The organism is Kitasatospora sp. MMS16-BH015 (assembly GCF_002943525.1).
In the GTDB taxonomy this organism is placed as follows: Bacteria; Actinomycetota; Actinomycetes; order Streptomycetales; family Streptomycetaceae; genus Kitasatospora.
On the sequence record NZ_CP025394.1, the window covers coordinates 5,018,566 to 5,044,066 of the forward strand.

Consider the following 25,501-nt stretch of genomic DNA (forward strand, 5'->3'; position numbering starts at 1 on the left):
GCCGGGTCTTCCCGGTGCCCCTCGGTTCATTTCCGGTGCTCGTCCAGCACCTCGTGCGTCACCCGCGCCAAGTCGTCCTCGGTGGGCAGCAGTTCGCGCATCGCGGGCGGCAGCGTCTCGTACGTGCTGACCGCCATCGGCTGGATCGTCCCGCTCAGCGAGTACTGCACGACCTCCTGGTCGCGATCGGCGGCGATCAGGATCCCGATCGTCTCGTCGTCCCGCTCGGGGTCACGGATCTTGTCGTTCACCACGGCGATGTAGAAGGCCAGTTGACCGACGTGCGCGGGCTGCGCCGGGCCGGTCTTCAGCTCGATCACGACGTAACGGTGCAGCCGCGCGTGGTAGAAGAGCAGGTCCATCCGGAACTCCTGCCTACCCACCTGGAGCGGGTACTGCCGCCCCATGAAGGCGAACCCGACCCCGAGCTCCTGGAGGAACTTCACCACGTGGTCGACGAGCGCGTCCTCGAGCTCACGCTCGGCGTGGTCGGCCCCGAGGTGGGTGAAGTCCAGGACGTACGGGTCCTTGGTGATCTCCCGCAGCAGGTCCGACCCCTCGGGGACGGTGCGGTCGAAGTTGGAGATCGCCGCGCCCTGGCGGAGGTGGAGTTGGCTGGACAACATGTGGCTCAGCACGTTCCGCGACCAGCCGTGCTGCACGGCCTGCTCGGCGTAGAAGTCCCTGGTCAGACGGTCGTCGAGGCTGTCGAGCAGGACGGTGATGTGGCCCCAGGGCAATTGTGCAACAGCTTGCTGCACAATTGGCTCGGGCCAGCTCTTGGCCATCCGCTGCATGTACTGGAGTGAGCGAACCGAGAGCCCGCGCTGACTGGGGAAGGTGGTCCGCAGGTCCGTCGAGAGGCGCTGGACGACCTTTGCGCCCCACCCCTCCCGCTCTTGCCGGTCGAGGATCAGGCGGCCGAGGCGCCAGTAGTGGCAGATCATCTCGGTGTTCACGACCCGCCGGGCTCGGATCTGCGCGGTGCGGATCTCGGCCTTCAGGTCGTTCAGCAGGTCGGCGTACCCGGCGGGCAAGCTCTCGGGCGTTGACTGGGCCGGGAGTTCGGCCTTCGCGGTGATCTCGTTGCTCATGGCGCGGAGCCTTGCAGCAGTCGTGGGGTTCGTCGGCGGAGATCGGTCGTGCTCACCCGTTCGGCGAAGCGCGCAGGGGCGCAGTGAGCCGTGCGTGTGCTCACTGCGCCCCTGTGGTCAGGTGGTGGATATGTCGATAATCGAGGTCACTGCGGTACGTCGGCCTGGCCGGGGATGCGGACGGTGGCCAGGGCGCCCGGGCCGCCATCGGTGGCGGGGCCGAGGGTGACGGTGCCCTCGGAGTCTTCGACGGTCTGGGCGACGATCGACAAGCCGAGGCCGGAGCCGGGGAGTTGGCGGGAGGAGGGGGAGCGCCAGAAGCGGTCGAAGACGTACTTGAGCTCCTCCGGGGGGATGCCCGGGCCGTGGTCGCGGACCGTCAGGGTGCCGTGGGCGAGGCGGACTTCGATGGTGCTGGCGGGCGGGCTGTACTTGACGGCGTTGTCGAGCAGGTTGATCACGGCCCGTTCGAGGGCGGCGGGGTCGCCGGCCACGTACCAGGGGTGGATGTCGAGTTCGAAGTGCAGGCCCGGGCCGCGCAGGCGGGCCCGTTCGACGGCGCGGTCGGCGATCTCGTGCAGGGCGACGACGGTGTGCGGGCGCTCCCGCTTCGCGGAGTCCGGGCGGGAGAGTTCGAGCAGGTCGCCGATCAGGAGGGTGAGTTCCTGCATCTGCGCCTTCATGTTGCCCAGCATCTTGGTCTTGGTCGCCTCCGGGAGGGCCCGACCGGTCTGATCGCTGCGGATCAGGAGGTCGACGTTGGTGCGGAGGGAAGTGAGGGGCGTGCGGAGTTCGTGTCCGGCGTCGGCGATCAGACGGGTCTGACGGTCGCGGGAGTTGGCGAGGGCCGTGCTCATGGAGTTGAACGAGGAGGAGAGCCGGGCGATCTCGTCGCTCCCGTGCACGGGGATGGTGGAGCCGACCTCCTCGGTGCGGGCGATGTGTTCGACCACGTCCGTGAGGTCGTCCACCGGCTTGAGTGCCGAGCGGGCGACGATGCGGCCGGTGACGCCGGCACCGACCACTCCGAGGGCGGCTACGCCGAGGAGGATGAGGGCGAGGCCGCGGAGGGAGTCCTCCACGCTCCCGGTGGGCACGGCGGTAAGCAGGACGGCCTGTTCACGGGGGCTGCCGAACGCGGTCACCCGGACCAACGCCGAGGCGCCGTCGACGAACTTCCCCTCACGGAAGATGGCGGCATGAGTGCCGAGTACGGTCAGGTCGTTCTGCTCGAAGACGATCCCCTTGGTCGAGCCCTGGGGGAGACAGAACTCGGACTCCTGAGTGAACAGCACTTCCATGGGCCAGCGGAATGGTGGCCCGGCGGGGTAGCCGGTGGGAACGTCCTGGGCTTCCTGGGGCGTGGCACCGCACTTGGGGGTCTGGCCGGCGGGGGTCTTGGGAATCTCGAAGACTGAAGCCGGCGCGCTGGCGAGGTTGTCGCGCACTTGCTGGTGGAGCCGGTCCGCGACCAGGAAGTAGCACGCCAACGCCGCCAGCGCGATCGCCACAGCCACGGCGGCAGCCGTGAGCATGGCCAGCCTGGTCCGCAGCGACCGCGCGCGGAACCAGGTGGCCAACTGCCGGAGAGGCTTCACGCAGCGGCGCCCGCGGCTGGGCGCAGGGCGTAGCCGACACCGCGAACCGTCTGGATGATGCGCGGCATGCCGCCCTGTTCGGTCTTGCGGCGCAGGTACATCACGTAGACGTCCAGGGAGTTGGACGAGGGCTCGAAGTCGAAGCCCCAGACGGCCTTGAGGATCTGTTCCCGGGTCAGCACCTGCCTCGGGTGGGACAGGAACATCTCAAGCAGCATGAACTCGGTGCGGGTGAGCTCGATCGGCTTGCCCTCCCGGGTGACTTCCCGGGTGGCGGTGTTCATCCGCAGGTCGCCGAAGGCGAGGACCTCGCTGTCGTCCTCCTCGACGGCCGCGCGGGCGGCCTCGGCCGCGATGGCGTTGCGGCGGAGCAGGGCGCGGACGCGGGCGAGGAGTTCGTCCAGCTCGAAGGGCTTGGCCAGGTAGTCGTCGGCGCCGACGTCGAGGCCGGTCACGCGGTCGCCGACGGCGTCGCGGGCGGTGAGCATGAGGACGGGGGCGGTGTCACCGCGGGACCGCATGCGGCGGACGGCCGTGAGGCCGTCCATCCGCGGCATCATGATGTCGAGCAGGACGAGGTCGGGGCGCTCGCGCTCGACGGCGTCGAGGGCCTCGTAGCCGTCGGTGGCGGTGAGGACCTCGTAGCCCTCGAAGGCGAGGCTGCTCTCCAGGGCGTCCCGCAGCGCGGGCTCGTCGTCGACCACGAGGAGCCGGGCGGGGGCGGCCAGGGCCTCGGGGGTGCGGTCGTCGGCGGGGGGAGTCATGGGCGCGGGCCCTTTCTGAGTCCTTGAGCTGCTGCGGGTGTGGAGCGGGACGGGTGCCCCCATTGTCCGCCGTCCCGGGCGGGCGCGGGGGAGGAACGCGGGTCAGACGTTCTGGCCGGCCTGGAGCTGGGGGAGCACCTGCTTGACGTCGTTGATCGGGATGGCGAAGCCGAGGCCGACGCTGCCCGCGCCGCTGGAGCCCGAGCCCGAGCCGGAGCCGGAGCTCGAACCGGAGTACATCGCGGAGTTGATGCCGATCACCTGCCCGTTGGCGTTGATCAGCGGGCCGCCGGAGTTGCCGGGGTTGATCGCGGCGTCGGTCTGGAAGGCCTTGTAGGTGGCGGTGTCGCCGGCCGCGGACTTCGAACTGCCGGAGTTGCCCGAGCCGCCGAAGCCGAAGGAGTTGTAGCCGTTGAAGCCCTGGAGCTGCGGGAAGCCGAAGCCGCCGTTGCCCCGGGTGGTGCCCTCGTCGACCTGGACGGTGACCGGGCGGTTCTTGGCGCTGATGATGCCGGAGGTGACGGTGCCGGTCAGGCCCTCGGGATTGCCGATGGCGACCACCGAGTCGCCGACGTCCATGCTGTCGGAGTTGCCGAGGGTGGCGGGGGTGAGGCCGCTGACGCCCTGGGCGGTGATCACGGCGATGTCGGTCTTCTTGTCGGTGCCGGTCACGGTGGCCGTGGCGGTGGAGCCGTCCTTGAAGGTGACGGTGATCTGGCCACCCTCGTCGACGGCGCCGGAGATGACGTGGAAGTTGGTGAGGATCTGGCCGTTCGCGGTGAGGATCACGCCGGTGCCGGTTGCGGTGCCGGAGCCGGTCTTCACGGTGATCTGGACGACGCTGGGGGAGACGGCCTTGTTGATCGCGGCGGCGTCGGCGGTGCCGTCGGACTTCGCGGACACCGGGCTGACGATGGTGCTGGAGCCGGCGGCGCTGCGGGAGCCGTCCCGCCCGTCGGCGAGCACCCCGCCCGCGACCCCGCCGAGCACGGCGGCGACGGCGGCCACGGCGGTGACCAGGGCGAGCCGGCTCTTCAGGAAGCCGCGCCGGGCGTGGCTGCCCCGGGCCGAGGGGGGCTCGGTGGTCGAGCTGTCGAGGACGGTGCCCGGGATGACGGTGCCCTCGGCATCGTGCGGGCCCGGGTAGGCGTACGCACCGGGGGTGGTCTGCTCTGCGGAGTCACGCTGCTGCTCGGTCATGGACCAAACTTCGGCCCGCCGGATGAAGAGCGGATGAGAGCCGGGTCAGAACGGTCCGAGAAGCCCGTTGAGTTCTCATAAAGCCTGGTCAGCCCGTAGCCGGCCCGGGAAGGGCGGCAGCGGCCGGAGGGAAGGCCTCAGCAGCCGCAGGAACGCCGCACGACCAGCCGGGACGGGAACTTCCGCACCCGCTCGGTGTCCGAACCGGGCACCATCAGCGAGTCGTCCAGGACCAGGTCGACGGCGGCCCGGGCCATCGCGTCCCGGTCCGAGGCGACGGTGGTGAGCGGCGGGTCGGCCAGGGCGGCCTCGGGCACGTCGTCGAAGCCGGCCACCGCCAGGTCCTCCGGCACCCGCAGGCCCACCTCGCGGGCGGCCCGCAGCACGCCGATCGCCTGGTCGTCGGTGGAGCAGAAGATCGCCCGCGGCCGGTCGGCGGAGCGCAGCAGCCCGAGGGCCACCTCGTACGCGCCGTACCGGTGGAAGGGGGCGTCGACCAGCAGGTGCTCGCTGGGCAGGCCGTGGGCGTCCATCGCGCGCTGCCAGCCCTCGACGTGGTCGATGACCGGGTCGCCGGGGACGGGGGTGTCGACCGGGCCGCCGAAGCAGGCGACGGTCGGGTAGCCGTGGACCTCGAGCAGGTGACGGACGGCCAGCTCGGCGCCGCCCACGTCGTCGGTGACCACCGAGACGTCGTCGATCGCCTCGGGGCGGCGGTGCAGCAGCACCACCTTGGCCCCCTCTATGGCGGCGAACTCCTTGGCGGCCTGCTGCGGGGCGCCCTGGCTGACCAGGATCAGCCCGGAGACCCGCATGCCGAGGAAGGCGCGGACGTAGTGCATCTCGCGGTCGTCGACGTAGTCGGAGTTGCCGATCAGCACGAGCTTGCCGCGGTCGGAGGCGGCGCGTTCGACGGCGTGCGCCATCTCGGCGAAGAAGGGCTGGCGGGCGTCGGGGACGACCATGCCGATCAGGTTGGTGCGCCGGGAGGCCATCGCCTGGGCGACGCTGTTCGGCCGGTAGCCGAGCTCCTCGATCGCGGCGAGGACCTTCTCCTTGGTCGCGGGCGCGACCGGGCGCGGCCCGTTGTTGATGACGTAGCTGACGACCGCGGTCGAGGTCCCAGCCAGTCGGGCTACATCGTCGCGCGTCACCTTGGCCACGGAGGGAGTCTACGCGGGTCGTCCAGCTCCCATGCGGGGGATATGGCCCGTCTCACAGTCGCCTCTCGCAGTCGCCCCCCGCGGCCGTGCCGACCGGGTCAACCGCCGAACGGCCCTTCCGCGACGAACCGTCCGAGCTGCCGGGCGAAGACCTGGGCCTCGGCGGGCTCCCAGCCGTCCAGGCTCGCGGCGATCCGGGCGGCCAGCCGCTCGCGCAGCTGCGCCACCACCTGCTCGCCCGGGCCGGTGAGGGCCAGCAGGGTGGCCCGGCGGTCGGCCGGGTCGGGCTCGCGCCGGACCAGGCCGGCCTCCTCCAGGCGGGTGGCCCGGCGGGTGACGCCCGAGCGGTCGAGACCGACCTCGGCGGCCAGCTCGGCGGCGCTGCGCGGCCCCGTCCGGGCCAGCGCGCTGAGCACCGGGTAGGTCAGCTCGTCCAGGCCCTCGTGCAGGCCCTCGGTCAGGGCCCGGTGCAGCTGGGCGCGGGCGCCGCGCCGGAGCAGGACGCCCAGGGCGTCGGCGATCCGGTGGCCCACCTCGTTCTCCATGGATCCAAGAATAGCGTGCATGGTGCACGCATCTGGTGCTACGGTCATCCCCAAGAAAGCGTGCGCAGCGCACGCTTCCCGATCGAGGGGACCCCCATGTCCGACATCCGCGCCGCCCTGACCGACCTGCTGCTCACCCCCGGCCTGCCGCTGGCCGAGGCCGTCGACCGCCACTTCGCCCCCGACTACCGCCAGCGCACCGACGGCGAGTGGGCCGACCGGGCCGCCTTCACCGAGCACATCGCCCACGTCCGCGGCCTGGTCGCGAGCGGCCGCATCGAGGTGCACGAGGAGCTGCGCGACGGCAGCCGGTACGCCGACCGCCACACCGTCCACCTGGTGAAGCGGGACGGTGCGGAGGTGAGCGTCGAGGTCTACGTCTTCGCCGACCTGGCCGAGGACGGCCGGTTCCGCCGGATCGAGGAGACCACCCTGATGCTCGCGGGCGGCGAGGCCGACCGGAACATCGGCAGCGCACGCTCCTGAGACGGGCCCTGGGCGCCTGTCCGGCGCCGGGGGCTCAGTGCTCGCGGGTGCCGACCGGGCGCTGCTCCAGGCTCGGGCGCTCGCCCTTCTCGGGCTTCTCCGGGATGACGAAGCGGTAGCCGACGTTGCGGACGGTGCCGATCAACTGCTCGTGCTCGACGCCGAGCTTGGCCCGCAGGCGCCGGACGTGCACGTCCACCGTCCGGGTGCCGCCGAAGTAGTCGTAGCCCCAGACCTCCTGCAGCAGCTGCGCCCGGGTGAAGACCCGGCCGGGGTGCTGGGCGAGGTACTTGAGCAGCTCGAACTCCTTGAAGGTGAGGTCGAGCACCCGGCCCTTGAGCTTGGCCGAGTAGGTCGCCTCGTCCACCGAGAGGTCGCCGTTGCGGATCTCCATCGGGCTGTCGTCGTTGACGACCTGCAGGCGGCCCGTGGCCAGCCGCAGCCGGGCCTCCACCTCGGCCGGCCCGGCGGTGTCGAGCAGCACGTCGTCGATGCCCCACTCGGCGGTGACGGCGGCCAGACCGCCCTCGGTGACGACCAGGATCAGCGGGCAGCCGATCCCGGTGGAGCGCAGCAGCTGGCAGAGGCTGCGGATGTGCGGCAGGTCCCGGCGGCCGTCGACCAGTATGACGTCGGCGCTTGGCGTGTCCACGAGGGCGGAGCCCTCGGCCGGCGCCACCCGGACGTTGTGCAGCAGCAGGCCGAGTGCGGGCAGCACCTCGGCGGAGGGCTGCAGTGCGTTGGTGAGCAGCAGGAGAGAACTCATACCCGGTTAGTCCCCTTTCCGGGTCGTCGCGCTCACCGCGCGGGGCCGGCCGTCGCACGCGGCGGGCACCCTGGCGGTGGCAGGTGGGGGCGACGCGTCCGCACGGTGAGACCGGAGCCGGACGGGGGCGGGCGCGGCGGCGTGCCGGGGGTCCCGCGACCCCGGGCGTTCCGTCACTGCTCGGCCCATCCGTTGAACCTTCCGGTCTGATCGAGCGCCGGGCAGGGGCCCGGCGCAGGCACTGCCGCTCCTGCCGTCCGGGGGCACACCGTCGTGCCGCCGCCGCGGGGCGGCCCCCACCGGCCGGTGCGGGTGGGGCACCGGTCGGTCGGGACGTCCGTGCGTGCGTCCTGAAAGCACAAAAGGACCCGGGGGCGACTCTGCCCAGGTCCCTCACGCCACGAGAATAGCCGACCACTCCCCGCACCGGGAGGGATTCCGGGCCTGGATACGTCACATCCGGGGCCCGCCCGGCCGCCGCCGCGACCAGGGTGGTTGCCGGTCGCGGCGGGCTCCGGTCCATCATGGGAGCCGCAGAGTGACGAGAGGAGGGCCGCGATGAGCGCGACCACGACCGAGGGCGGGACTTCAACCGAGCGGGTGACGGCACCTGCCGCCCCCACGGTGACGACCGGCACCATCCACTACTGGGCCGCCGCCAAGGCCGCCGCCGGCACGGCCGAGGAGCCCTACCGGGCCGCCACCCTCGCCGAGGCCCTCGCCGCCGCCCGCACCCGCCACGCGGACCGCCCCCAACTCCTGCGCCTGCTCGACCACTGCTCCTACCTGGTCGACTCCACCCAGGTCGGCACCCGCCCCCACACCGAGGTCCCCCTGACCGAGAACGGCACCATCGAGGTCTTGCCGCCTTTCGCGGGGGGGTGACCACAGTCAGGGGCGCGCGGAACTGCGCGAGATCGGAAGCAGCGAACCCGACACTTTTTCCCCGTAGCTCAGTTGCACTATCCGAGCGCGCAAGGGGCTGAGCGAGGCGGCAGGCTGCAGGTCGTTCCTTCCGACCTCGCGCCGTTCCCCGCGCCCCTGGGGTAGTGCAACTGACTGGAGATCAGAGAGGGATCCATGGTCACCATCGAAGCCTCGCCGGTGCCCACCCGCTCACCGATCATCGAGCCCGGGTTGATCCCGGCCGCGCTCACCGCGACCGCTGCGGGCCTGCTCGCCCTCGCGCCGTACGCGACCCTTCCCGCGCTCCAAGTCCTCACCGCCGCCGGGTGGTTCCGCCTGCACGGGATGTGGCCCGCCCGGCAGGGCATTGCGCTGGCGGTGCTCACCGGCTTCGCCGCCGACGCCGCGCTGGCCCTCGGCGGGCCGTCGGCGGTGTTCGCCGCGCTCGGGGCGGCCGTCCCGGTCCTGCTGCTCTGGGGGGCGGCCGGGCCGGAACGGTTCAGCTCCCTCACCGTCCTGGTCACGGCCGCCGGTCTGACCGGCCTCTGTGCGACGCTGCCCCGCACGCCCCACCTGCCCGCCGCGCTGGCGGCCGTCGCGCTGGCCGTGCTGCTCGCCGCCGCCCACCTGCCGGCGGTGCTGGCACTGGCCGGCGCGACCGTGGCCACGGCCCTGCTGACCAGCGCCCCGCCGCAGCTGCTGGTGGTCGCGGCCGCCGCCGCGCTGATCGGGCGCCGGGTCGCCTCGTACGACTTCCCGAGCCGCTTCGTGCACCACACCGCCGGGGTGGCCCTGCCCCTGGCCCTGGCCGCGCCCCTCCTCCAGCTGGTGCCCTAGGCGCCGTCCCGACCAGCGAGACAGACTGTCGGTATCCGTCCCGGATGGCGGTCCGGCCAGGTCCGCCAAGGGGTCTGCTGGAGCCGCCCCAGCCGGGCCGAGCTGCGAAAAGGCGCTAAATCCCGAATAGTGAGCGGATTCATCTCAATATTCGACACGCTGATGACAGCCCCTACTCCCGGTCCCTAGCATCGTCGGCATGAAGCGACAGGCGGACCTCACGAAGCGGCGGGCGGTAGACCTGTGCCGCGTCTCCGCCTGCCTGTGTCGAATGCGCTGACAGAGCGGTTCTGACCGGTACCACCGGCCCCGTTCGACCCCTTGCCCCCGGCTTGACCTGGCACGCTTGCGCTTGCGAGCAGCCAGACGCACCTGAGTACCCGGTACGACAGCACGGCGCCATCCACGCTCGACCACGTCTCACCATTCGGACAAAAGTTCGGACCGACCGAGTCGACGCGGCCTCCCGCGACCCTGCTGACCAGCCTCTTCCGTTCAACCGCCCCCGGATGGAGAACACCACCATGAGCCGCAGTGACGTCCTGGTAGACGCCGACTGGGTCGAGAAGCACCTGGACGACCCGAAGGTCGTCGTCGTCGAGGTCGACGAGGACACCTCCGCCTACGAGAAGAACCACATCCGCAACGCGGTCCGGATCGACTGGAAGCAGGACCTCCAGGACCCGATCCGCCGTGACTTCGTCGACCAGGCGGGCTTCGAGGCGCTGCTGAGCCGCAAGGGCATCGGCAACGACGACACCGTGGTGCTCTACGGCGGCAACAACAACTGGTTCGCCAGCTACGCCTACTGGTACTTCAAGCTGTACGGCCACGGCGACGTCAAGCTGCTCGACGGTGGTCGCAAGAAGTGGGAGCTCGACGCCCGCGAGCTCGTCGCCGCCGTGCCCGAGCGCGCCGCGACCGAGTACAAGGCGCAGGCCCAGGACACCTCGATCCGCGCCTACCGCGACGACGTGCTGGCCGCGATCGGCAACCTGAACCTGGTCGACGTGCGTTCGCCCGACGAGTTCGCCGGCCGCCTGCTCGCCCCGGCCCACCTGCCGCAGGAGCAGTCGCAGCGTCCGGGCCACGTCCCGTCCGCCAAGAACATCCCGTGGGCGAAGAACGCCAACGACGACGGCACCTTCAAGAGCGACGACGAGCTCCGCGAGCTCTACACCGCCTCGGGCGTCGACCTGGCGAAGGACACCATCGCCTACTGCCGCATCGGCGAGCGCTCCGCGCTCACCTGGTTCGTGCTGCACCAGCTGCTGGGCCAGGAGAACGTCAAGAACTACGACGGCTCCTGGACCGAGTACGGCAGCCTGGTCGGCGTGCCGATCGAGATCGGCGACTGATCAACCCCCGGTCGACGACCACCAAGTCATGAGCGCTCCCCGGGTCTGCGGGGATGTGCCGTCATAGAGGAGTACATACATGTGCGGTGCACAGCCGGGTGGCCCGGACCTTTCGGGAGTTGACGTGGCCAAGGAGACCATCATCCAGGGCTCGGTGACCAAGAACGGCGTGCCGGTCAACGGTTACGTCCGTCTGCTCGACTCGAACGGCGAGTTCACGGCCGAGGTCCCGACCTCCGCCACGGGCCAGTTCCGCTTCTTCGCCCGCCCGGGCACCTGGACGCTGCGTGCGCTCGTCCCCGGTGCCACGGTCGACCGTCAGGTGGTGACCTCCAAGGAGGTCAACCCGACCGAGGTCGCGATCGCGGTCTGAGGTCGGCAGTACCGAACGTGCGAGGGCCCCTGCCGCGGCGGGGGCCCTCCGCCGTACCGTGGAGTTGTGCGAGGACACCGGCGGCACGTGCGCTACTTCGTCATGATGGGCGTCTGCCTGGCGCTCTTCGTCCTGGCCTGGGGCGTGGTGCGCTTCTGGTCGGTGCCGGTGGCGATCGGGATGTGCGTGGTCGCCATGGTGATCCCGCCGGTGGCCGCGATCACCGTCAACCGGCGCGACCCGGAGGACGACTGGTGGAACGACCCCCGCTGGGACGACCCGCGCTGGGACGATCCCGGCCACGACCGGGACCACCCGGACGACGAGCACCCCGACAGGCCGGCCTAGTCAGTAGACGAGGGCCTGCACGCCCTCGGCCATGATCTCGCTGACGAAGACCTGCGCGCCCGCGATCCGGACGCCCCCGATCACGTCCTCCTGAGTGATGCCGCGCCGCGTCGCGCACTGCGTGCAGAGCGTCACCTGCCCGCTCACCAGTAGCGAGCCGAGCAGATCCGGCAGCGGCGCGGCGTGCGGCAGTTCGAACTCCGCGGCCCGGCCCGGCAGGGCGAACCAGGAGGACTCGCCGGTGAGCCAGAGCGAGACCTCCACCCCGCTGGCGACGGCGACCGCCGCCACGGTGAAGGCCTGCGAGCAGCGCTCGGGCGCGTCGGCCCCGGCGGTGACCTTGATGACCAGCTTCTTCGACATAGTCGACACCCTAACGGCGACGTGGCGGGGCTCACCGAGACCCGGCCTGCGCTGCCGGATAGACTCGTCGGCGCATTACCGCCCGTCCCCCAGACCCCATTTCCCCGCCGCATCCGGGAGCGCCGACCATGCTGGAAATCTTCTTCGACGGACTGCTCGCCCTCATGGCCGTCCTGATCACCTGGTTCGCCATCTTCTCCGTCATGAAGCTCTACCAGGGCCAGCGCTGACTTCTGCCTTACCGTTGAGGCAGCCCTACCCGACGACAGACACCAGGACCATGATCGAGATTCCTTCCGACCTCCACAAGGACGTCGTTTCGCTGGCCTTCCTCCTCGGTACCTGGGAGGGCGCGGGCGTCTTCGACTTCCCCGGTTCCGAGAAGTGCAACTTCGGCCAGGAGGTCGTGTTCCGTCACGACGGCCGTCCGTTCCTGGAGTTCCGCTCCCGGACCTGGGTGCTGGACAACGACGGTGAGAAGGTGCGTCCACTGGAGAACGAGCACGCGTTCTGGCGGGTGACGAGCAACCAGCACGGCACCAGCGGCGAGCGCGAGATCGAGATCTCCTCCGTCCGCGACGACGGTACCGTGGAGATCTGGTACGGCAAGCTGCACGACGGCAAGCCGCAGATCGACGTGGCCACCGACGCCGTGGCCCGGATCGACGGTTCGGCTCCGTACTCGGGTGGCAAGCGCCTCTACGGCATGGTCAACGAGGAGCTGCTCTGGGTCGGCGAGAAGGCCGCCCCCGAGGTGCCGCTCCGGCCGTACATGTCGGCGCAGCTCAAGAAGGTGCTCAGCCCGGCTCAGCTGATCAAGGACATCGCCGACCTGCCGGACGACGGCATCGCCTTCTTCAAGTAGGACAGCGGTATTGCTGGTGTAGGGACCGGTCGGTGACCGGTCCCTACACTTGTCTGCATGGTGAACGCGGACACCCCCACCGAGGCGGAGACCCCCGCCGACTGGAAGGCCGACCTGCGCGAGCGCGGGTACCGGCTGACCCCGCAGCGCCAGCTGGTGCTGGAGGCGGTGGACGTGCTCGACCACGCCACCCCGGACGAGATCCTGCACCAGGTGCGCAAGACCGCCAGCGGGGTCAACATCTCGACGGTCTACCGCACCCTGGAGCTGCTGGAGGAGCTCGGCCTGGTCTCGCACGCCCACCTCGGGCACGGCGCGCCCACCTACCACCTGGCCGGCCGGCACACCCACCTCCACCTGGTCTGCCGCGACTGCGATTCGGTGACCGAGACGGAGACCGGGATCGCCGCCCCGCTGATCGACAGCCTGCGCGAGCAGCACGGCTTCGACACCGACCTCAAGCACTTCGCGATCTTCGGCCGCTGCGCCGACTGCACGGCGAAGCTGGCCGCGGACGGCCCGGCCTGAGCACGGACGGGCCGACGTAAGCTCTCCGGTATGACTTCCGGTATCACGAAGAGCCCGCTCCTCGCCCTGCCCGGTGCCGTCCCCGCCGAAGGGCCCGACGAGGGCGTGGCGGCCCACTACGGCGGCCTGTTCCAGGAGCAGCGGGCGCTGGCCGAGGGCCGGGGCTTCGTGGACCTCTCGCACCGCGGCGTGGTCACCGTGACCGGCCCCGACCGGCTGGCCTGGCTGCACCTGCTGCTCACCCAGCACGTCAGCGCGCTGCCCCCGCAGCAGGCGGCCGACGCGCTGATCCTCTCCCCGAACGGCCACGTGGAGCACGCGCTCTACCTGGTGGACGACGGCACCACCACCTGGGCGCACGTCGAGCCGGGCACCCTGCCCGAGCTGCTCAAGTACCTGGAGAGCATGAAGTTCATGTACCGGGTGGAGGTCGCGGACGCCACCGCCGAGTACGCCCTGGTGCACCTGCCGGCCGGTTCGACCGCCCCGGTCGAGGGCGCGGCGGCCGTCCGCTCGCTGCCGTACGGCACCGACCTCTTCCTGCCGCGCGAGCGACTGGCCGAGCTCACGGCCGGGTACGGCCCGGCGGCCGGCGTCTGGGCGTACGAGGCGCTGCGGGTCGAGCAGCACCGGCCGCGGCTGGGCTTCGAGACCGACCACCGGACCATCCCGCACGAGGTGGACTGGCTGCGCACCGCCGTGCACCTGCAGAAGGGCTGCTACCGGGGGCAGGAGACGGTGGCCCGCGTCCACAACCTGGGGAAGCCGCCGCGCCGGCTGGTCTTCCTGCACCTGGACGGCACCGAGGAGTCGCTGCCCCCGCACGGCACCGAGCTGCGGCTGGCCTCCGACCCGGAGGGCCGGGCGCTGGGCTTCGTGACCTCCTCGGCCCGCCACCACGAGCTGGGCCCGATCGCGCTGGGCATCGTCAAGCGGAACGTGCCCGTGGACGCCGTGCTGGTGGCCGGGAGCGTCCCGGCCGCGCAGGAGGTCGTCGTCCCGCAGTAGGCCGGGCTCAGACTTCGAGGAGCACGGTGAACGGGCCGTCGTTGACCAGGGCCACCTTCATGTCGGCGCCGAACCTGCCCGTCTCCACCTTGGCGCCCAGCGTGCGGAGCTCGGCCACCACGGCCGCCACCAGCGGCTCGGCCACCGGGCCGGGGGCGGCGGCGTTCCAGGTGGGGCGGCGGCCCTTGCGGGCGTCGCCGTACAGGGTGAACTGACTGATCACCAGCAGCGGGGCGCCGAAGTCGGAGCAGGAGAGCTCGGCCTCCTCTCCCTCGAAGAGCCGCAGCGACCAGAGCTTGCGGGCCAGCTGGGCGGCCTTGGCGGGGGTGTCCTCGTGGGTCACCCCGACCAGGACGCACAGGCCCGGCTCCTCGATCGCGCCGACGGTCTCGCCGTCCACCGTCACCCTGGCCTCGGTCACTCGCTGCACCACTGCTCGCATGTGCGCCATTCTGCCGGAGCGCGCAGCCCGCTCGGGGGGCGCGTCCGATGCGATGCGCGCCGGAGTGGTGCGACGGGCCGGCGCCGCCACCTGCGGTTTGCGCCAGTCGTATCAGCCACCCCCGTTCGCCAGGGGGCCGTTCGGGTGGCCGGGCCGTGCGCGGCTGACGCCCCAGTGGCAGGCTGTGGGGCGGCACGGGCTGAGGGCCCCCGTCGTTCGATCGGATCGAACGTCCGTGTCGGTCGAGGTCGCCCGTGTGGGTGGTGCCGTCGGCCCGGGGGAACTCAGGGGGGCGTGCCGCGCGTGCACCAGTGACGAGGGCTCACCCCGCCGTGAGTGCAGGGGCAAGGAGCAGCGTGACCAGGACAGCGGCAGGTGGTTGGTTGATGGACGCGAGCAGCACGGCCCACGAGCAGCGGACGGACCTCGCGGAGCGGACCGACCTCGCGGCGCGGGCGGACCTCGCCGAGCGGGCGGGCCCGGCCGGGCGCACCGACCTCGCCGAGCGGGCCGGCCTGGCCGCCTCGGAGCCGGCGGAGCTCAGGGTGCTCCGGCTGGCGGAGTTGCGGCTGCTGCGCCGCGACGCGCTGGAGCAGGAGGCCGACCTCTCGTACCTGCGCCGGCTGCTCCAGGGCCGCACCGACATCCTGCGGGCCGAGCTGGCCCGGCGGGACGCCCCCGGCCCGGAGTCGGCGCCCGCCACCGCCCCGGCCGAGGAGCTGCTGCTCGACCGGCTGCCGGCGATCCTGGCCGACGCCCCCGCCTCGGTCCGCCGCCCGGCCCGCCACCTGACCCTCGGCCCGCCGCGCGGCGAGCGGTACCAGCGCGAGGCGGACGAGCTGATGGGTGACGTCCAACTGGCCGATCTGGCCGCCCACCCCACCGCCGAGCTGCTGGCCGCCGTCGAGCGCCTGGCGGTGCACGAACGGGAGGTCTCGGGCCGTCGCCAGCGGCTCCAGCGCACGGCCGACGACTGCGGTGCGGAGATCACCCGCAGGTACCGTGAAGGGGAAGCACGGGTCGACGACCTGCTCACCGGCGGCTGAGCCCCCACGGAGGCGGGTGGCCCGGGCCCACACCCTCAAGCCAGCCTCACCCGTGGAGCACCCTCCGATGCCGCAGACCTCCGCCCTGCCCGTCCTCGCCGACGTCATACGCTCCGGCTTCACCGAGGGCCACCACCGTGGCTCACTGGTGCTGCTGGCCCGCGACGGTTCGGTGGAGCTGGCCCTCGGCACCCCGCAGGAGCCGGTCTTCCCGCGCTCCTGCGGCAAGCCGTTCCAGGCCGTCGCCACCCTGCGCGCCGGGCTGGACCTGGACGGTGCCCCGCTGGCCCTGGCCGCCTCCAGCCACTCGGCCGAGCCCTTCCACCTGGCGGCCGTCCGCGAGCTGCTCGGCACGGCCGGCCTCACCGAGGCCGATCTGCGCACCCCGGCCGACCTGCCACTTGACGAGGTCGAGGCCGAAGCGGTGCTGCGCGCGGGCGGCGAGCGCGCGCCGATCCTGATGGACTGCTCCGGCAAGCACGCCGGCTGGCTGGCCGCCTGCGTGGCCAACGGCTGGGACACCGCCGGCTACCTGGACCCGGAGCACCCGGTGCAGCGGCTGGCGCTCGGAGCCCTGACCGAGTACACCGGCGAGACCCCGACGGCGCGGGGCACCGACGGCTGCGGCGCCCCGCTCTGGGCCGTCTCGCTGACCGGCCTGGCCCGGGGCTACCGCGCCCTGCTGGCCGCCGAGCCCGGCACCCCCGGCCGCCGGGTGGCCGACGCGATGCGGGCCCACCCCGAGTACGTGGCCGGCACCCGCCGCGCCGACACCTGGCTGATGCGGGCCGTCCCCGGCCTGCTCGCCAAGATGGGCGCCGAGGCCGTCCAGGTGGCCGCCCTGCCGGACGGCCGGGCCCTCGCCTTCAAGATCGACGACGGCGCCGAGCGGGCCCGCGGCCCGGTGCTGGCCGAGGCGCTGCGCCGGCTCGGCGCCCAGGTGCCGGCCGAGACCCTGGCCCGCCTGGAGGACTCCCCGCTGCACGGCGGCGGCGCGGTCGTGGGCGCCGTCCGGGCGGCCTTCTGACGGAGGATCCGGGGGTGCGGGGCGCCCTCGGGTGCGGCACGGTGGACCGGGGGGCCGTGCCGCACCCGAGGGAGCAACCCATGACCGACCACGTCTACCGCGTCACCGAGATCGTCGGCTCCTCGCCCGAGAGCATCGACGCCGCCATCCGCAACGGCGTGGACCGGGCGTCCCGCACCCTCCGCAACCTCGACTGGTTCGAGGTCACCCAGATCCGCGGCCACTTGGCCGAGGGCGCCGTCGCCCACTACCAGGTCGGCCTCAAGCTCGGCTTCCGGCTGGACGAGGAGGACTGACCCCGTCCGGGCCTTCGGGCAGCGGAAAGGCCGGGGTGGGCGTCCGATCGGGACGCTCACCCCGGCCTCGTCAGCCCCGGAAGGGACCGGAAGGGTGGGGCCGGCTCAGTGGCCGGACTCCTCCAGGCGCTTGATCGAGGCGGTGATCTCGGCCTCGGCCTCGGCGCGGCCGACCCAGTCGGCGCCCTGGACGGACTTGCCGGGCTCCAGGTCCTTGTAGACCTCGAAGAAGTGCTGGATCTCCAGGCGGTCGAACTCCGAGACGTGCTGGATGTCCTGGAGGTGCTCCCAGCGCGGGTCGGTCGCGGGGACGCAGAGCAGCTTGTCGTCGCCGCCGGCCTCGTCGGTCATGTGGAACATGCCGATCGCGCGGCACTTGATCAGGCAGCCGGGGAAGGTCGGCTCCTCCAGGATGACCAGCGCGTCGAGCGGGTCGCCGTCGTCGGCGAGGGTGCCCTCGACGTAGCCGTAGTCCGCCGGGTAGCGGGTCGACGTGAAGAGCATCCGGTCGAGGCGGAGGCGACCGGTCTCATGGTCGACCTCGTACTTGTTCCGCGAGCCCTTCGGGATCTCGATCAGGACGTCGAACTCCAACGGTTCCTCCAAGGTAGGGACTGACAGAATCCAAGTGTCTCCTACGGCAAGGTGTGCTCAGGAAAGGGGCCGGTCGGTGCGGCAAGGTGCAGGGGCGGGACGTGGACGCAGGGTGGCGCTCGCGGGGGTGCTGGGGGTGGCCCTGACGGCGGGAGGCCATGCGGTGAGCGCTGCCGCCGCGCCGACCCCCGCCCCCGGCCACAGCAGTACGGCGGGCAAGCCGAGCGAGAAGGCGGGGGCCAAGCCCGCCCAGCCGAGCGGGAAGCCCGCCGCCGCGCCGCCGGCCGGCACCCGGGCGGCCGTCGCCACGGCCGGCCCGGTGCTCGCCGCGGTGGACGGCGGCTCGGACGGCCTGCCCACCACGGCCGGCCTGCAGCGCGAGCTGGGCCCGCTGCTCCAGGACAAGGCGCTCGGCACGCTGACCTTCGCCGTGGCCGACGGCGCCACCGGCCAGTTCCTGTACGGCAACGGCGAATCCACCCCGGCCACCCCGGCCTCCACCACCAAGCTGCTCACCAGCCTGGCCGCGCTCTCGCTCATCCCGGCCGAGACCCGGATCCCCACCACGGTGGTGGCCGGCGCCAACCCGGGCGAGATCGTGCTGGTTGGCGGGGGAGACCCGACCGTCACCAACCTGCCGCGCGACCAGGTGCGGATCGGCGGCATGCCGGTGGACGAGGACTCGGCCCCGGCCTCGCTGGCCGACCTGGCCAAGCAGACCGCCGCCGCGCTCAAGGCGGCCGGCACCACCTCGGTGAAGCTGAGCTTCGACACCTCGATCTACTCCGGCCCGATCCTGCACAAGGAGAACGACTCGATGAACATCGCGGCCGTGGTGCCGCTGATGGTCGACGAGGGCCGGATCAACCCGCTCTCCACCGACGAGGCCCCGGCTCGGGTCTTCGACCCGGTGGGCCAGGCGACCGACGCCTTCGCGGCCCTGCTCGGCGGCCAGGGCATCACCGTGCAGGGCAAGGCCGCCAAGGGCCAGGCGGCGCCCGGGGCCAAGCAGCTCGGCAAGATCCTCTCGCCGACCGTGCCCCGGCTGGTCGACCGGCTGCTCACCACCTCCGACAACACCCTGGCCGAGGCGATCGCCCGGCAGGTGGCGATCGCCGCCAAGCAGCCGGTCAGCTTCGACGGCGCGGTCACGGCGGTGACCGACGCCCTCACCAAGCTCGGCCTGCCGATGACCGGCGTGGTGCTGCACGACGGCAGCGGCCTGCACACCCAGAACCTGATCCCGCCGCTGGTGCTGGCCAAGGTGATCGGCCTGGCCTCCGCCCCGGACCACCCGGAGCTGCGCCCGGTGCTCACCGGCATGCCGATCGCCGGCTTCACCGGCACCCTGGTCAGCCGGTTCGGCGCCAGCTCCGGCGCGCAGAGCGCCGCGGGCATCGTCCGGGCCAAGACCGGCAGCCTGAGCGGGATCAACACGCTGGCAGGCACGGTGGTGGACCAGGACGGCCGGGTGCTGGTCTTCGCCATGATGACCAGGACCACCGCCCCGGCCGACCAGGCCCGCAGCGCGGTGGACCGGATCGTCGCGAAGATCGCCTCCTGCGGATGCCAGTGAGTTTTTCAGGGGCGCGGGGAACTGCGCGAGGTCGGGAGAGGCGGACGCGCCACTTCGTCCGGGTAGCCAGTTGCACCATCAACGGATAGTGCAACCAGGGCAGGCACGTAAGAGAGCAGCAGAGTGCAGTCCTGGCCGCGCAGTTCCCCGCGCCCCTGTCACTTGCGTACGGTGAGGGCATGACGAGCGCGAGTGGCGGTGCGGACATGGTCGACTGGGAGCTCGCGGTCGCGACGGCGACGCGGCTGGCCCGGTCCGGGCCGGAGATCACCAGGGGCGAGGCGCGCGAGGTGGTCGCCGAGTTGCGGCGGCACGCGCTGGAAGCGGAGGAGCACGTCCGGTCGTACACCGGGATGCGCTCGTCCAGCCTGCTGGAGGAGGCGGCGACCCCGGTGCTGGTGGTGGACCGGCCGGGCTGGGTGCGGGCCAACGTGGCGGGCTTCCGTACCGTCACCCGGCCGCTGGTGGAGAAGCTGGCGGCCCGCCGCCGCGACACCCCGGGGGCGGCGGTGTTCGGTTCGCTGGGGGAGAAGGCCACCGGGGTCGAGCTCGGCGCGGTGCTGGCCTTCCTCTCCACCAAGGTGCTCGGCCAGTACGAGACCTTCGCCCCGGTCGAGCCCGAGGCGGCCCCGGGGCCGACCGGCGAGCCGGTCGCCCCGGACAGCCCGGCCGCGCTGTTCGAGCAGCCCCGCCAGCCGGGCCGGCTGCTGCTGGTGGCGCCCAACATCGTCCAGGCCGAGCGTGAACTCGACGTGGCCCCGCACGACTTCCGGCTCTGGGTCTGCCTGCACGAGGAGACCCACCGCACCCAGTTCACCGCCGTGCCCTGGCTGCGCGACCACATCCAGGCCGAGGTGCAGGCCTTCCTCACCGAGACCGACCTGGACGCCGCCGCCCTGCTCGACCGGGCCCGCGACGCCTTCGGCGGCGGCCTCCCGGGCCTCGGCCGGGGCGACGGCTCGGCCCCGGGCACCCTGCTGGAGGCCGTCCAGTCGCCGGCCCAGCGGGAGATCCTCGGTCGGCTCACCGCCGTGATGTCGCTGCTGGAGGGCCACGCGGACGTGGTGATGGACGGGGTCGGCCCGGCCGTGGTGCCCTCGGTGGCCGAGATCCGGGAGAAGTTCCAGCGCCGCCGGGACAGGGGTGCCACCCGGATCGACCAGCTGCTGCGCCGGCTGCTGGGGATGGACGCCAAGCTGCGCCAGTACCAGGACGGCGCGGTCTTCGTCCGGGGCGTGGTGGACCGGGTCGGGATGGCCGACTTCAACCGGGTCTGGACCTCCCCGAACACCCTGCCGACCAAGGAGGAGATCCACGACCCGGCCGCCTGGGTGGCCCGGGTGATCGGGTGAGCCGAGCCGACGGCGGCCCGTCCGAGTGGCGCAGCCGTACATCCGGGGGTCGGAGATACGTTTCTCCATTCACCCGTACGTGGGACGGTGGTCGTACCGGTGGCGCGGGTGGCGTAGCCCGCCCCCGGATTCTGCGACCATCTGTGAGCACCCGGTGACGGACAGCTGACTCCCTGTCACCGACTCCCGACCCTTCCGGAGCTTCCCCGTGGGACCTCACCCCGCCGTCGCGGCGATACGTCTCGCCGTCCGCCGCACGCTCACCGACCTCGCCGTCGAGGCCGGTGCCACCTTCGGCGCGCCCGTCCGCGCGCCCCGCACCCCCCAGTCCGCCAACGCGCAGCCCGTCCCGGCCCTGCACGGCCAGGGGGGCACCACCACGCTGATCGGCAACGCCCGCCGCCACCCCTCCGGGCTGCCCCGCACCCCGGCCGCGCCCGGCTCCCCGCTGGTGCTGGTCGCCGTCAGCGGCGGCGCCGACTCGATGGCGCTGGCCACTGCGACCGCCTTCGAGGCCCCCAAGCTCGGCCTGCGGGTCGGGGCCGTCACCGTCGACCACGGCCTCCAGGAGGGCTCGACCGAGCGCGCCCGCCAGGTGGCCGACCGGTTGCGCGAGCTCGGGCTCGACCCGGTGGAGGCGATCCCGGTGCTGGTGGGCCGTCAGGGCGGGCCGGAGAACGCCGCCCGGGACGCCCGCTACGCCGCCCTGGACGAGGCCGCCGAGCGCCACCGCGCGGTGGCCGTGCTGCTCGGGCACACCCGGGACGACCAGGCCGAGACGGTGCTGATGGGCCTGGCCCGCGGCTCCGGCGCCCGCTCACTGGCCGGGATGCCCGCCCAGAAGGGCCGCTACCGCCGCCCGCTGCTCGAGCTCGACCGCTCGGCCACCCGGCAGGCCTGCTCGGCGCAGTCCATCCCGGTCTGGGACGACCCGCACAACACCGATCCGGCCTACACCCGCTCCCGGGTGCGCCACGAGGTGCTCCCCGTCCTGGAGAAGCATCTGGGCGCCGGGGTCACCGAGGCGCTGGCCCGCACCGCCCGGCTGTTCCGCGACGACGCCGACGCGCTCGACCAGTGGGCCGCCCTCGCCGAGCGCGACCTCCGGACGGCCGAAGGCTCCCTGGACGTCGCGCGGCTGGCCGAACTGCCCTCCGCGGTGCGCCGCCGGGTGCTCCGCCGGGCCGCGCTGCGCGCGGGCTGCCCGGCCGGTGACCTGTTCGCCCGTCACCTGGAGGCGGTGGACTCGCTGGTCACCGGCTGGCGCGGCCAGGGCCCGCTGCACCTACCCGGGGGGGTGGAGGCGACCCGAAGGTGTGGCACGCTGGTCTTTCGGCGACAGGGCGACTAGTGGGTGACCACCGGCCGCAGGGCCGCCGCCGACACAGGACCCCGAACGTTTGAGGACGTATCCCCGGTGGACGACAAGGACATGGGCGCCGACCTGGCGAAGGTGCTCATCAGCAAGGACGAGATCGACGCCAAGCTCCTGGAGCTGGCCGAGCGGATCGACCGCGACTACGCCGGGCGCGATCTGCTGATCGTCGGCGTGCTCAAGGGCGCCGTGATGGTCATGGCGGACCTCGCCCGCGCGCTGCACTCCCAGGTGACGATGGACTGGATGGCGGTCTCCTCGTACGGGATGGGCACCAAGTCCTCCGGCGTGGTGCGGATCCTCAAGGACCTCGACACCGACATCGCCGGCCGGGACGTCCTGATCGTCGAGGACATCATCGACTCCGGCCTGACCCTCTCCTGGCTGCTCGGCAACCTGGGCTCGCGCGGCCCGGCCTCGCTGGAGGTCTGCACGCTGCTCCGCAAGCCGGACGCCGCCAAGGTCGAGATCGACGTCAAGTACGTCGGTTTCGACATCCCGAACGAGTTCGTGGTCGGCTACGGCCTGGACTACGCCGAGAAGCTGCGCAACCTCCCCTTCATCGGGACGCTGGCGCCGCACGTCTACGGCGGCTGAGACTCTCCCCCTATTCGGCCCACGGGCGGGAACAGCAGGCTCTTCCCGCCCGTTGAGCCGGGGTAGGAGAATACGTCGTGTCGTCGTGCTCCCGCCGCTGGCGGTGCGTGCTGCGGTACGGTCCCATTAACCGCTCTTCTCATGAGCACATACCGGATGCGCCGACGGCCCCACAGTCGCACGGCGCCGTTGAGTGGCAGGAGGGACGGGGCGGCAACGCCCCGCATGGATGGACGTCAAGCGATACTTCCGTGCGCCGATCATGTGGATCGTGCTGGCCGTCCTCGCCGTCGTGGTGCTGATGCAGGTCGTTTCGGATTCGAACGGCTACAAGACAGTGGACACGGGGCAGATCGTCGCGGCGATCGACGCGAAGCAGGTCAAGTCGGCGCAGATCACCACCGGTGACTCACAGACCATCAAGATCCAGCTGAAGGACGGCGAGAAGCTGCCGTCCGCCAGCTCGGGCAAGACTCCGTCGGGCAGCAAGTTCCAGGCCTCGTACATCGGCTCCCAGGGCAAGGACCTCGCGTCCACCCTCCAGGGGCAGATCAACGACGGCGACTCGAACACCCTGCCCGAGGGCTACACCGTCAGCCCCGAGAAGCAGTCGACCTTCGTCAGCCTGCTGCTCTCGATGCTGCCGATCGTCATCATCGTCCTGGTCTTCCTCTTCCTGATGAACCAGATGCAGGGCGGCGGCTCCCGGGTCATGCAGTTCGGCAAGTCCAAGGCCAAGCTGCTCACCAAGGACACCCCGAAGACGACCTTCGCGGACGTCGCGGGTGCCGACGAGGCGGTCGAGGAGCTCCACGAGATCAAGGAGTTCCTCCAGGAGCCGGCCAAGTTCCAGGCCGTCGGCGCCAAGATCCCCAAGGGCGTGCTGCTCTACGGCCCGCCCGGTACCGGCAAGACCCTGCTGGCGCGTGCCGTCGCCGGTGAGGCCGGGGTGCCGTTCTACTCGATCTCCGGCTCGGACTTCGTCGAGATGTTCGTGGGTGTCGGCGCCAGCCGCGTCCGCGACCTCTTCGAGCAGGCCAAGGCGAACGCCCCGGCGATCGTCTTCGTCGACGAGATCGACGCCGTCGGCCGGCACCGCGGTGCGGGCCTCGGCGGTGGCCACGACGAGCGCGAGCAGACCCTCAACCAGCTGCTGGTCGAGATGGACGGCTTCGACGTCAAGGGCGGCGTGATCCTGATCGCGGCGACCAACCGGCCCGACATCCTCGACCCGGCGCTGCTGCGCCCGGGCCGCTTCGACCGCCAGATCGCGGTCGACCGCCCGGACCTGATGGGCCGTCTGGACATCCTCAAGGTGCACCAGAAGGGCAAGCCCGTCGCGCCGGACGTCGACCTCAAGGCCGTCGCCAAGCGCACCCCGGGCTTCACCGGCGCCGACCTGGCCAACGTGCTGAACGAGGCCGCGCTGCTGACGGCCCGCTCGGACAAGAAGCTGATCGACAACGGCACCCTGGACGAGGCGATCGACCGCGTGGTCGCGGGCCCGCAGAAGCGGACCCGGATCATGTCGGAGAAGGAGAAGAAGATCACCGCGTACCACGAGGGCGGCCACGCCCTGGTCGCGGCGGCCTCCCCGAACGCCGACCCGGTGCACAAGATCACCATCCTGTCCCGGGGCCGCGCCCTCGGCTACACCATGGTGCTGCCGGACGAGGACAAGTACTCGACCACCCGGAACGAGATGCTCGACCAGCTGGCCTACATGCTGGGCGGGCGCGCGGCGGAGGAGCTGGTCTTCCACGACCCGACCACCGGCGCCTCGAACGACATCGAGAAGGCCACCGCCACGGCCCGGGCGATGGTCACCCAGTACGGCATGAGCGAGCGCCTCGGCGCGATCAAGTTCGGCTCGGACAACTCCGAGCCGTTCCTGGGCCGCGAGATGGGCCACCAGCGCGACTACTCCGAGGAGGTCGCCGGGCTGGTGGACGAGGAGGTCAAGAAGCTCATCGAGAACGCGCACAACGAGGCCTGGGAGATCCTGGTCGAGAACCGCGACGTGCTCGACAACCTCGTCCTGGAGCTCCTGGAGAAGGAGACCCTCAACAAGGAGCAGGTCGCCGAGATCTTCTCCACCATCGTGCGCCGCCCGGCCCGCCCGGCCTGGACGGGTTCGGCCCGCCGCACCCCGTCCACCCGGCCGCCGGTGCAGTCGCCGAAGGAGCTGGCGCTGACCAACGGCGCCGCCGAGGCCCCCTCCGTCGACATCGTCAAGCTGCCGCCCACCACGGGTGACGGCGAGGCGTAACCGCCTGGAATGGAAGCCGCGCCACCAGGGTTTGTACCCTGGAGGCGCGGCTTCCGTGCTGTTCCCTCATTCTCCTGATGACCAAGCGAGGCAGTGATGATCGACCCGGTGACGCTCGACGGCGAGGCCACCGTCGGCCAGTTCGATCAGAAGCGGGCCGAGAACGCCGTCCGCGAGCTCCTGATCGCCGTCGGCGAGGACCCGGACCGCGAGGGCCTGCTGGAGACGCCGGCCCGGGTCGCCCGCGCCTACAAGGAGATATTCGCCGGGCTCTGGCAGCAGCCGGAGGACGTGCTCAGCACCACCTTCGACCTCGGCCACGACGAGATGGTGCTGGTCAAGGACATCGAGGTGTACTCGACCTGCGAGCACCACCTGGTGCCCTTCCGCGGGGTGGCGCACGTCGGGTACATCCCGTCCACCAGCGGCAAGATCACCGGGCTCTCCAAGCTGGCCCGGCTCGTGGACGTGTACGCCCGCCGCCCGCAGGTGCAGGAGCGGCTCACCACCCAGGTGGCCGACGCGCTGATGCGGATCCTGGAGCCGCGCGGGGTGATCGTGGTGATCGAGTGCGAGCACATGTGCATGTCGATGCGCGGCATCCGCAAGCCGGGCGCCAAGACCATCACCTCGGCCGTCCGGGGCCAGCTCCGCGACCCGGCCACCCGGAACGAGGCGATGAGCCTCATCATCGGGCGCTGACCCGCAGCCCTTCCCAGGAGGAC

At 71.9% G+C, this 25,501-nt stretch carries 29 protein-coding genes; 19 read left to right on the forward strand and 10 right to left on the reverse strand.

The window, feature by feature from the left end:
• Window positions 1-26 precede the first annotated feature (26 nt).
• From CFP65_RS21765 to CFP65_RS21790, 6 genes are all read right to left on the reverse strand, one after another.
• Window positions 27-1,094, reverse strand: coding sequence for a YhcG family protein (locus tag CFP65_RS21765; protein WP_104817757.1), 1,068 nt, complete (start codon window positions 1,092-1,094; stop codon window positions 27-29).
• 146 nt (window positions 1,095-1,240) lie between these two features.
• On the reverse strand, window positions 1,241-2,692 hold the full coding sequence (locus tag CFP65_RS21770; protein WP_254552507.1) for a cell wall metabolism sensor histidine kinase WalK: 1,452 nt from the start codon (window positions 2,690-2,692) through the stop codon (window positions 1,241-1,243).
• Entirely contained in the window at window positions 2,689-3,456 is a 768-nt protein-coding gene (locus CFP65_RS21775) for a response regulator transcription factor (RefSeq protein WP_104817758.1), read from the reverse strand. Before CFP65_RS21775 ends, CFP65_RS21770 begins: the two co-directional genes overlap by 4 nt.
• Before the next feature lie 102 nt (window positions 3,457-3,558).
• The gene (locus CFP65_RS21780; protein ID WP_104817759.1) at window positions 3,559-4,656 is read right to left on the reverse strand and encodes a S1C family serine protease; all 1,098 of its coding nucleotides are present in this window, start codon (window positions 4,654-4,656) and stop codon (window positions 3,559-3,561) included.
• Between the two features lie 137 nt (window positions 4,657-4,793).
• A complete protein-coding gene (locus CFP65_RS21785) occupies window positions 4,794-5,819 on the reverse strand; it encodes a LacI family DNA-binding transcriptional regulator (RefSeq protein ID WP_104817760.1) in 1,026 nt (341 codons plus the stop codon).
• A 98-nt stretch (window positions 5,820-5,917) separates the two neighbouring features.
• Window positions 5,918-6,364, reverse strand: a complete 447-nt coding sequence (locus CFP65_RS21790) for a MarR family winged helix-turn-helix transcriptional regulator (protein WP_104817761.1) — start codon at window positions 6,362-6,364, stop codon at window positions 5,918-5,920.
• A gap of 96 nt (window positions 6,365-6,460) precedes the next feature.
• Here CFP65_RS21790 and CFP65_RS21795 point away from each other — a divergent pair, with 96 nt between their 5' ends.
• Window positions 6,461-6,850: a nuclear transport factor 2 family protein gene (locus tag CFP65_RS21795; RefSeq protein WP_104817762.1), complete on the forward strand. Its 390-nt coding sequence runs from the start codon at window positions 6,461-6,463 to the stop codon at window positions 6,848-6,850.
• Between the two features lie 34 nt (window positions 6,851-6,884).
• Here the strand turns inward: CFP65_RS21795 and CFP65_RS21800 are convergent, their stop codons facing one another.
• The gene (locus CFP65_RS21800) at window positions 6,885-7,616 is read right to left on the reverse strand and encodes a response regulator transcription factor (protein WP_104817763.1); all 732 of its coding nucleotides are present in this window, start codon (window positions 7,614-7,616) and stop codon (window positions 6,885-6,887) included.
• 639 nt (window positions 7,617-8,255) lie between these two features.
• On the opposite strand from CFP65_RS21800, the gene CFP65_RS21805 reads away from it, so the two are divergent.
• The 6 genes from CFP65_RS21805 (at window position 8,256) to CFP65_RS21825 (ending at window position 11,438) form a co-directional block, all read left to right on the forward strand.
• Window positions 8,256-8,501 carry a MoaD/ThiS family protein gene (locus CFP65_RS21805; RefSeq protein ID WP_104821032.1) on the forward strand — a complete coding sequence of 82 codons (246 nt, stop codon included), beginning with the start codon at window positions 8,256-8,258 and terminating at the stop codon, window positions 8,499-8,501.
• 195 nt (window positions 8,502-8,696) lie between these two features.
• Window positions 8,697-9,359 carry a hypothetical protein gene (locus tag CFP65_RS21810; protein WP_104817764.1) on the forward strand — a complete coding sequence of 221 codons (663 nt, stop codon included), beginning with the start codon at window positions 8,697-8,699 and terminating at the stop codon, window positions 9,357-9,359.
• Between the two features lie 199 nt (window positions 9,360-9,558).
• Window positions 9,559-9,639 (forward strand): putative leader peptide, encoded by an 81-nt coding sequence (locus tag CFP65_RS42545; protein ID WP_350529122.1) that lies wholly within the window; start codon window positions 9,559-9,561, stop codon window positions 9,637-9,639.
• Between the two features lie 244 nt (window positions 9,640-9,883).
• Window positions 9,884-10,717, forward strand: a complete 834-nt coding sequence (locus CFP65_RS21815; RefSeq protein WP_104821033.1) for a sulfurtransferase — start codon at window positions 9,884-9,886, stop codon at window positions 10,715-10,717.
• Window positions 10,718-10,796: 79 nt separating this feature from the next.
• Entirely contained in the window at window positions 10,797-11,090 is a 294-nt protein-coding gene (locus tag CFP65_RS21820; RefSeq protein ID WP_104817765.1) for a DUF1416 domain-containing protein, read from the forward strand.
• A gap of 66 nt (window positions 11,091-11,156) precedes the next feature.
• Window positions 11,157-11,438 (forward strand): DUF3099 domain-containing protein, encoded by a 282-nt coding sequence (locus CFP65_RS21825; protein WP_104817766.1) that lies wholly within the window; start codon window positions 11,157-11,159, stop codon window positions 11,436-11,438.
• On the opposite strand, the gene CFP65_RS21830 is transcribed toward CFP65_RS21825, so the two are convergent.
• Window positions 11,439-11,801: a DsrE family protein gene (locus CFP65_RS21830; RefSeq protein WP_104817767.1), complete on the reverse strand. Its 363-nt coding sequence runs from the start codon at window positions 11,799-11,801 to the stop codon at window positions 11,439-11,441. It abuts the gene before it with no gap.
• 280 nt (window positions 11,802-12,081) lie between these two features.
• Here CFP65_RS21830 and CFP65_RS21835 point away from each other — a divergent pair, with 280 nt between their 5' ends.
• Genes CFP65_RS21835 through CFP65_RS21845 form a run of 3 tightly spaced genes read left to right on the forward strand, consistent with a single transcriptional unit; the run spans window position 12,082 to window position 14,202 of the window.
• Window positions 12,082-12,666, forward strand: a complete 585-nt coding sequence (locus tag CFP65_RS21835; RefSeq protein ID WP_104817768.1) for an FABP family protein — start codon at window positions 12,082-12,084, stop codon at window positions 12,664-12,666.
• A gap of 57 nt (window positions 12,667-12,723) precedes the next feature.
• Window positions 12,724-13,194: a Fur family transcriptional regulator gene (locus tag CFP65_RS21840; RefSeq protein WP_104817769.1), complete on the forward strand. Its 471-nt coding sequence runs from the start codon at window positions 12,724-12,726 to the stop codon at window positions 13,192-13,194.
• 30 nt (window positions 13,195-13,224) lie between these two features.
• The gene (locus CFP65_RS21845; RefSeq protein WP_104817770.1) at window positions 13,225-14,202 is read left to right on the forward strand and encodes a folate-binding protein YgfZ; all 978 of its coding nucleotides are present in this window, start codon (window positions 13,225-13,227) and stop codon (window positions 14,200-14,202) included.
• 7 nt (window positions 14,203-14,209) lie between these two features.
• On the opposite strand, the gene dtd is transcribed toward CFP65_RS21845, so the two are convergent.
• Window positions 14,210-14,644, reverse strand: coding sequence for a D-aminoacyl-tRNA deacylase (gene dtd / locus CFP65_RS21850; protein WP_104817771.1), 435 nt, complete (start codon window positions 14,642-14,644; stop codon window positions 14,210-14,212).
• A gap of 386 nt (window positions 14,645-15,030) precedes the next feature.
• On the opposite strand from dtd, the gene CFP65_RS21855 reads away from it, so the two are divergent.
• From CFP65_RS21855 to CFP65_RS21865, 3 genes are all read left to right on the forward strand, one after another.
• Entirely contained in the window at window positions 15,031-15,690 is a 660-nt protein-coding gene (locus CFP65_RS21855) for an ABC transporter substrate-binding protein (protein ID WP_254552508.1), read from the forward strand.
• Between the two features lie 67 nt (window positions 15,691-15,757).
• The gene (locus CFP65_RS21860) at window positions 15,758-16,717 is read left to right on the forward strand and encodes an asparaginase (protein ID WP_104817772.1); all 960 of its coding nucleotides are present in this window, start codon (window positions 15,758-15,760) and stop codon (window positions 16,715-16,717) included.
• 80 nt (window positions 16,718-16,797) lie between these two features.
• Entirely contained in the window at window positions 16,798-17,013 is a 216-nt protein-coding gene (locus CFP65_RS21865) for a dodecin (RefSeq protein ID WP_104817773.1), read from the forward strand.
• A 105-nt stretch (window positions 17,014-17,118) separates the two neighbouring features.
• Here CFP65_RS21865 and CFP65_RS21870 read toward each other — a convergent pair whose 3' ends face one another.
• A complete protein-coding gene (locus tag CFP65_RS21870; RefSeq protein ID WP_104817774.1) occupies window positions 17,119-17,607 on the reverse strand; it encodes an inorganic diphosphatase in 489 nt (162 codons plus the stop codon).
• A gap of 163 nt (window positions 17,608-17,770) precedes the next feature.
• Between CFP65_RS21870 and dacB the strand changes: the two genes are divergently transcribed.
• The 6 genes from dacB (at window position 17,771) to folE (ending at window position 25,478) form a co-directional block, all read left to right on the forward strand.
• Entirely contained in the window at window positions 17,771-19,183 is a 1,413-nt protein-coding gene (gene dacB / locus CFP65_RS21875; RefSeq protein WP_104817775.1) for a D-alanyl-D-alanine carboxypeptidase/D-alanyl-D-alanine-endopeptidase, read from the forward strand.
• Between the two features lie 179 nt (window positions 19,184-19,362).
• Window positions 19,363-20,535 (forward strand): zinc-dependent metalloprotease, encoded by a 1,173-nt coding sequence (locus CFP65_RS21880; protein ID WP_104817776.1) that lies wholly within the window; start codon window positions 19,363-19,365, stop codon window positions 20,533-20,535.
• Between the two features lie 208 nt (window positions 20,536-20,743).
• Window positions 20,744-21,886, forward strand: coding sequence for a tRNA lysidine(34) synthetase TilS (gene tilS, locus CFP65_RS21885; RefSeq protein ID WP_104817777.1), 1,143 nt, complete (start codon window positions 20,744-20,746; stop codon window positions 21,884-21,886).
• A gap of 66 nt (window positions 21,887-21,952) precedes the next feature.
• The gene (gene hpt / locus CFP65_RS21890) at window positions 21,953-22,507 is read left to right on the forward strand and encodes a hypoxanthine phosphoribosyltransferase (RefSeq protein ID WP_104817778.1); all 555 of its coding nucleotides are present in this window, start codon (window positions 21,953-21,955) and stop codon (window positions 22,505-22,507) included.
• A gap of 229 nt (window positions 22,508-22,736) precedes the next feature.
• Window positions 22,737-24,776 carry an ATP-dependent zinc metalloprotease FtsH gene (gene ftsH / locus CFP65_RS21895; RefSeq protein ID WP_104817779.1) on the forward strand — a complete coding sequence of 680 codons (2,040 nt, stop codon included), beginning with the start codon at window positions 22,737-22,739 and terminating at the stop codon, window positions 24,774-24,776.
• A 96-nt stretch (window positions 24,777-24,872) separates the two neighbouring features.
• The gene (gene folE / locus CFP65_RS21900; protein ID WP_104817780.1) at window positions 24,873-25,478 is read left to right on the forward strand and encodes a GTP cyclohydrolase I FolE; all 606 of its coding nucleotides are present in this window, start codon (window positions 24,873-24,875) and stop codon (window positions 25,476-25,478) included.
• The last annotated feature ends 23 nt before the right edge of the window (window positions 25,479-25,501 follow it).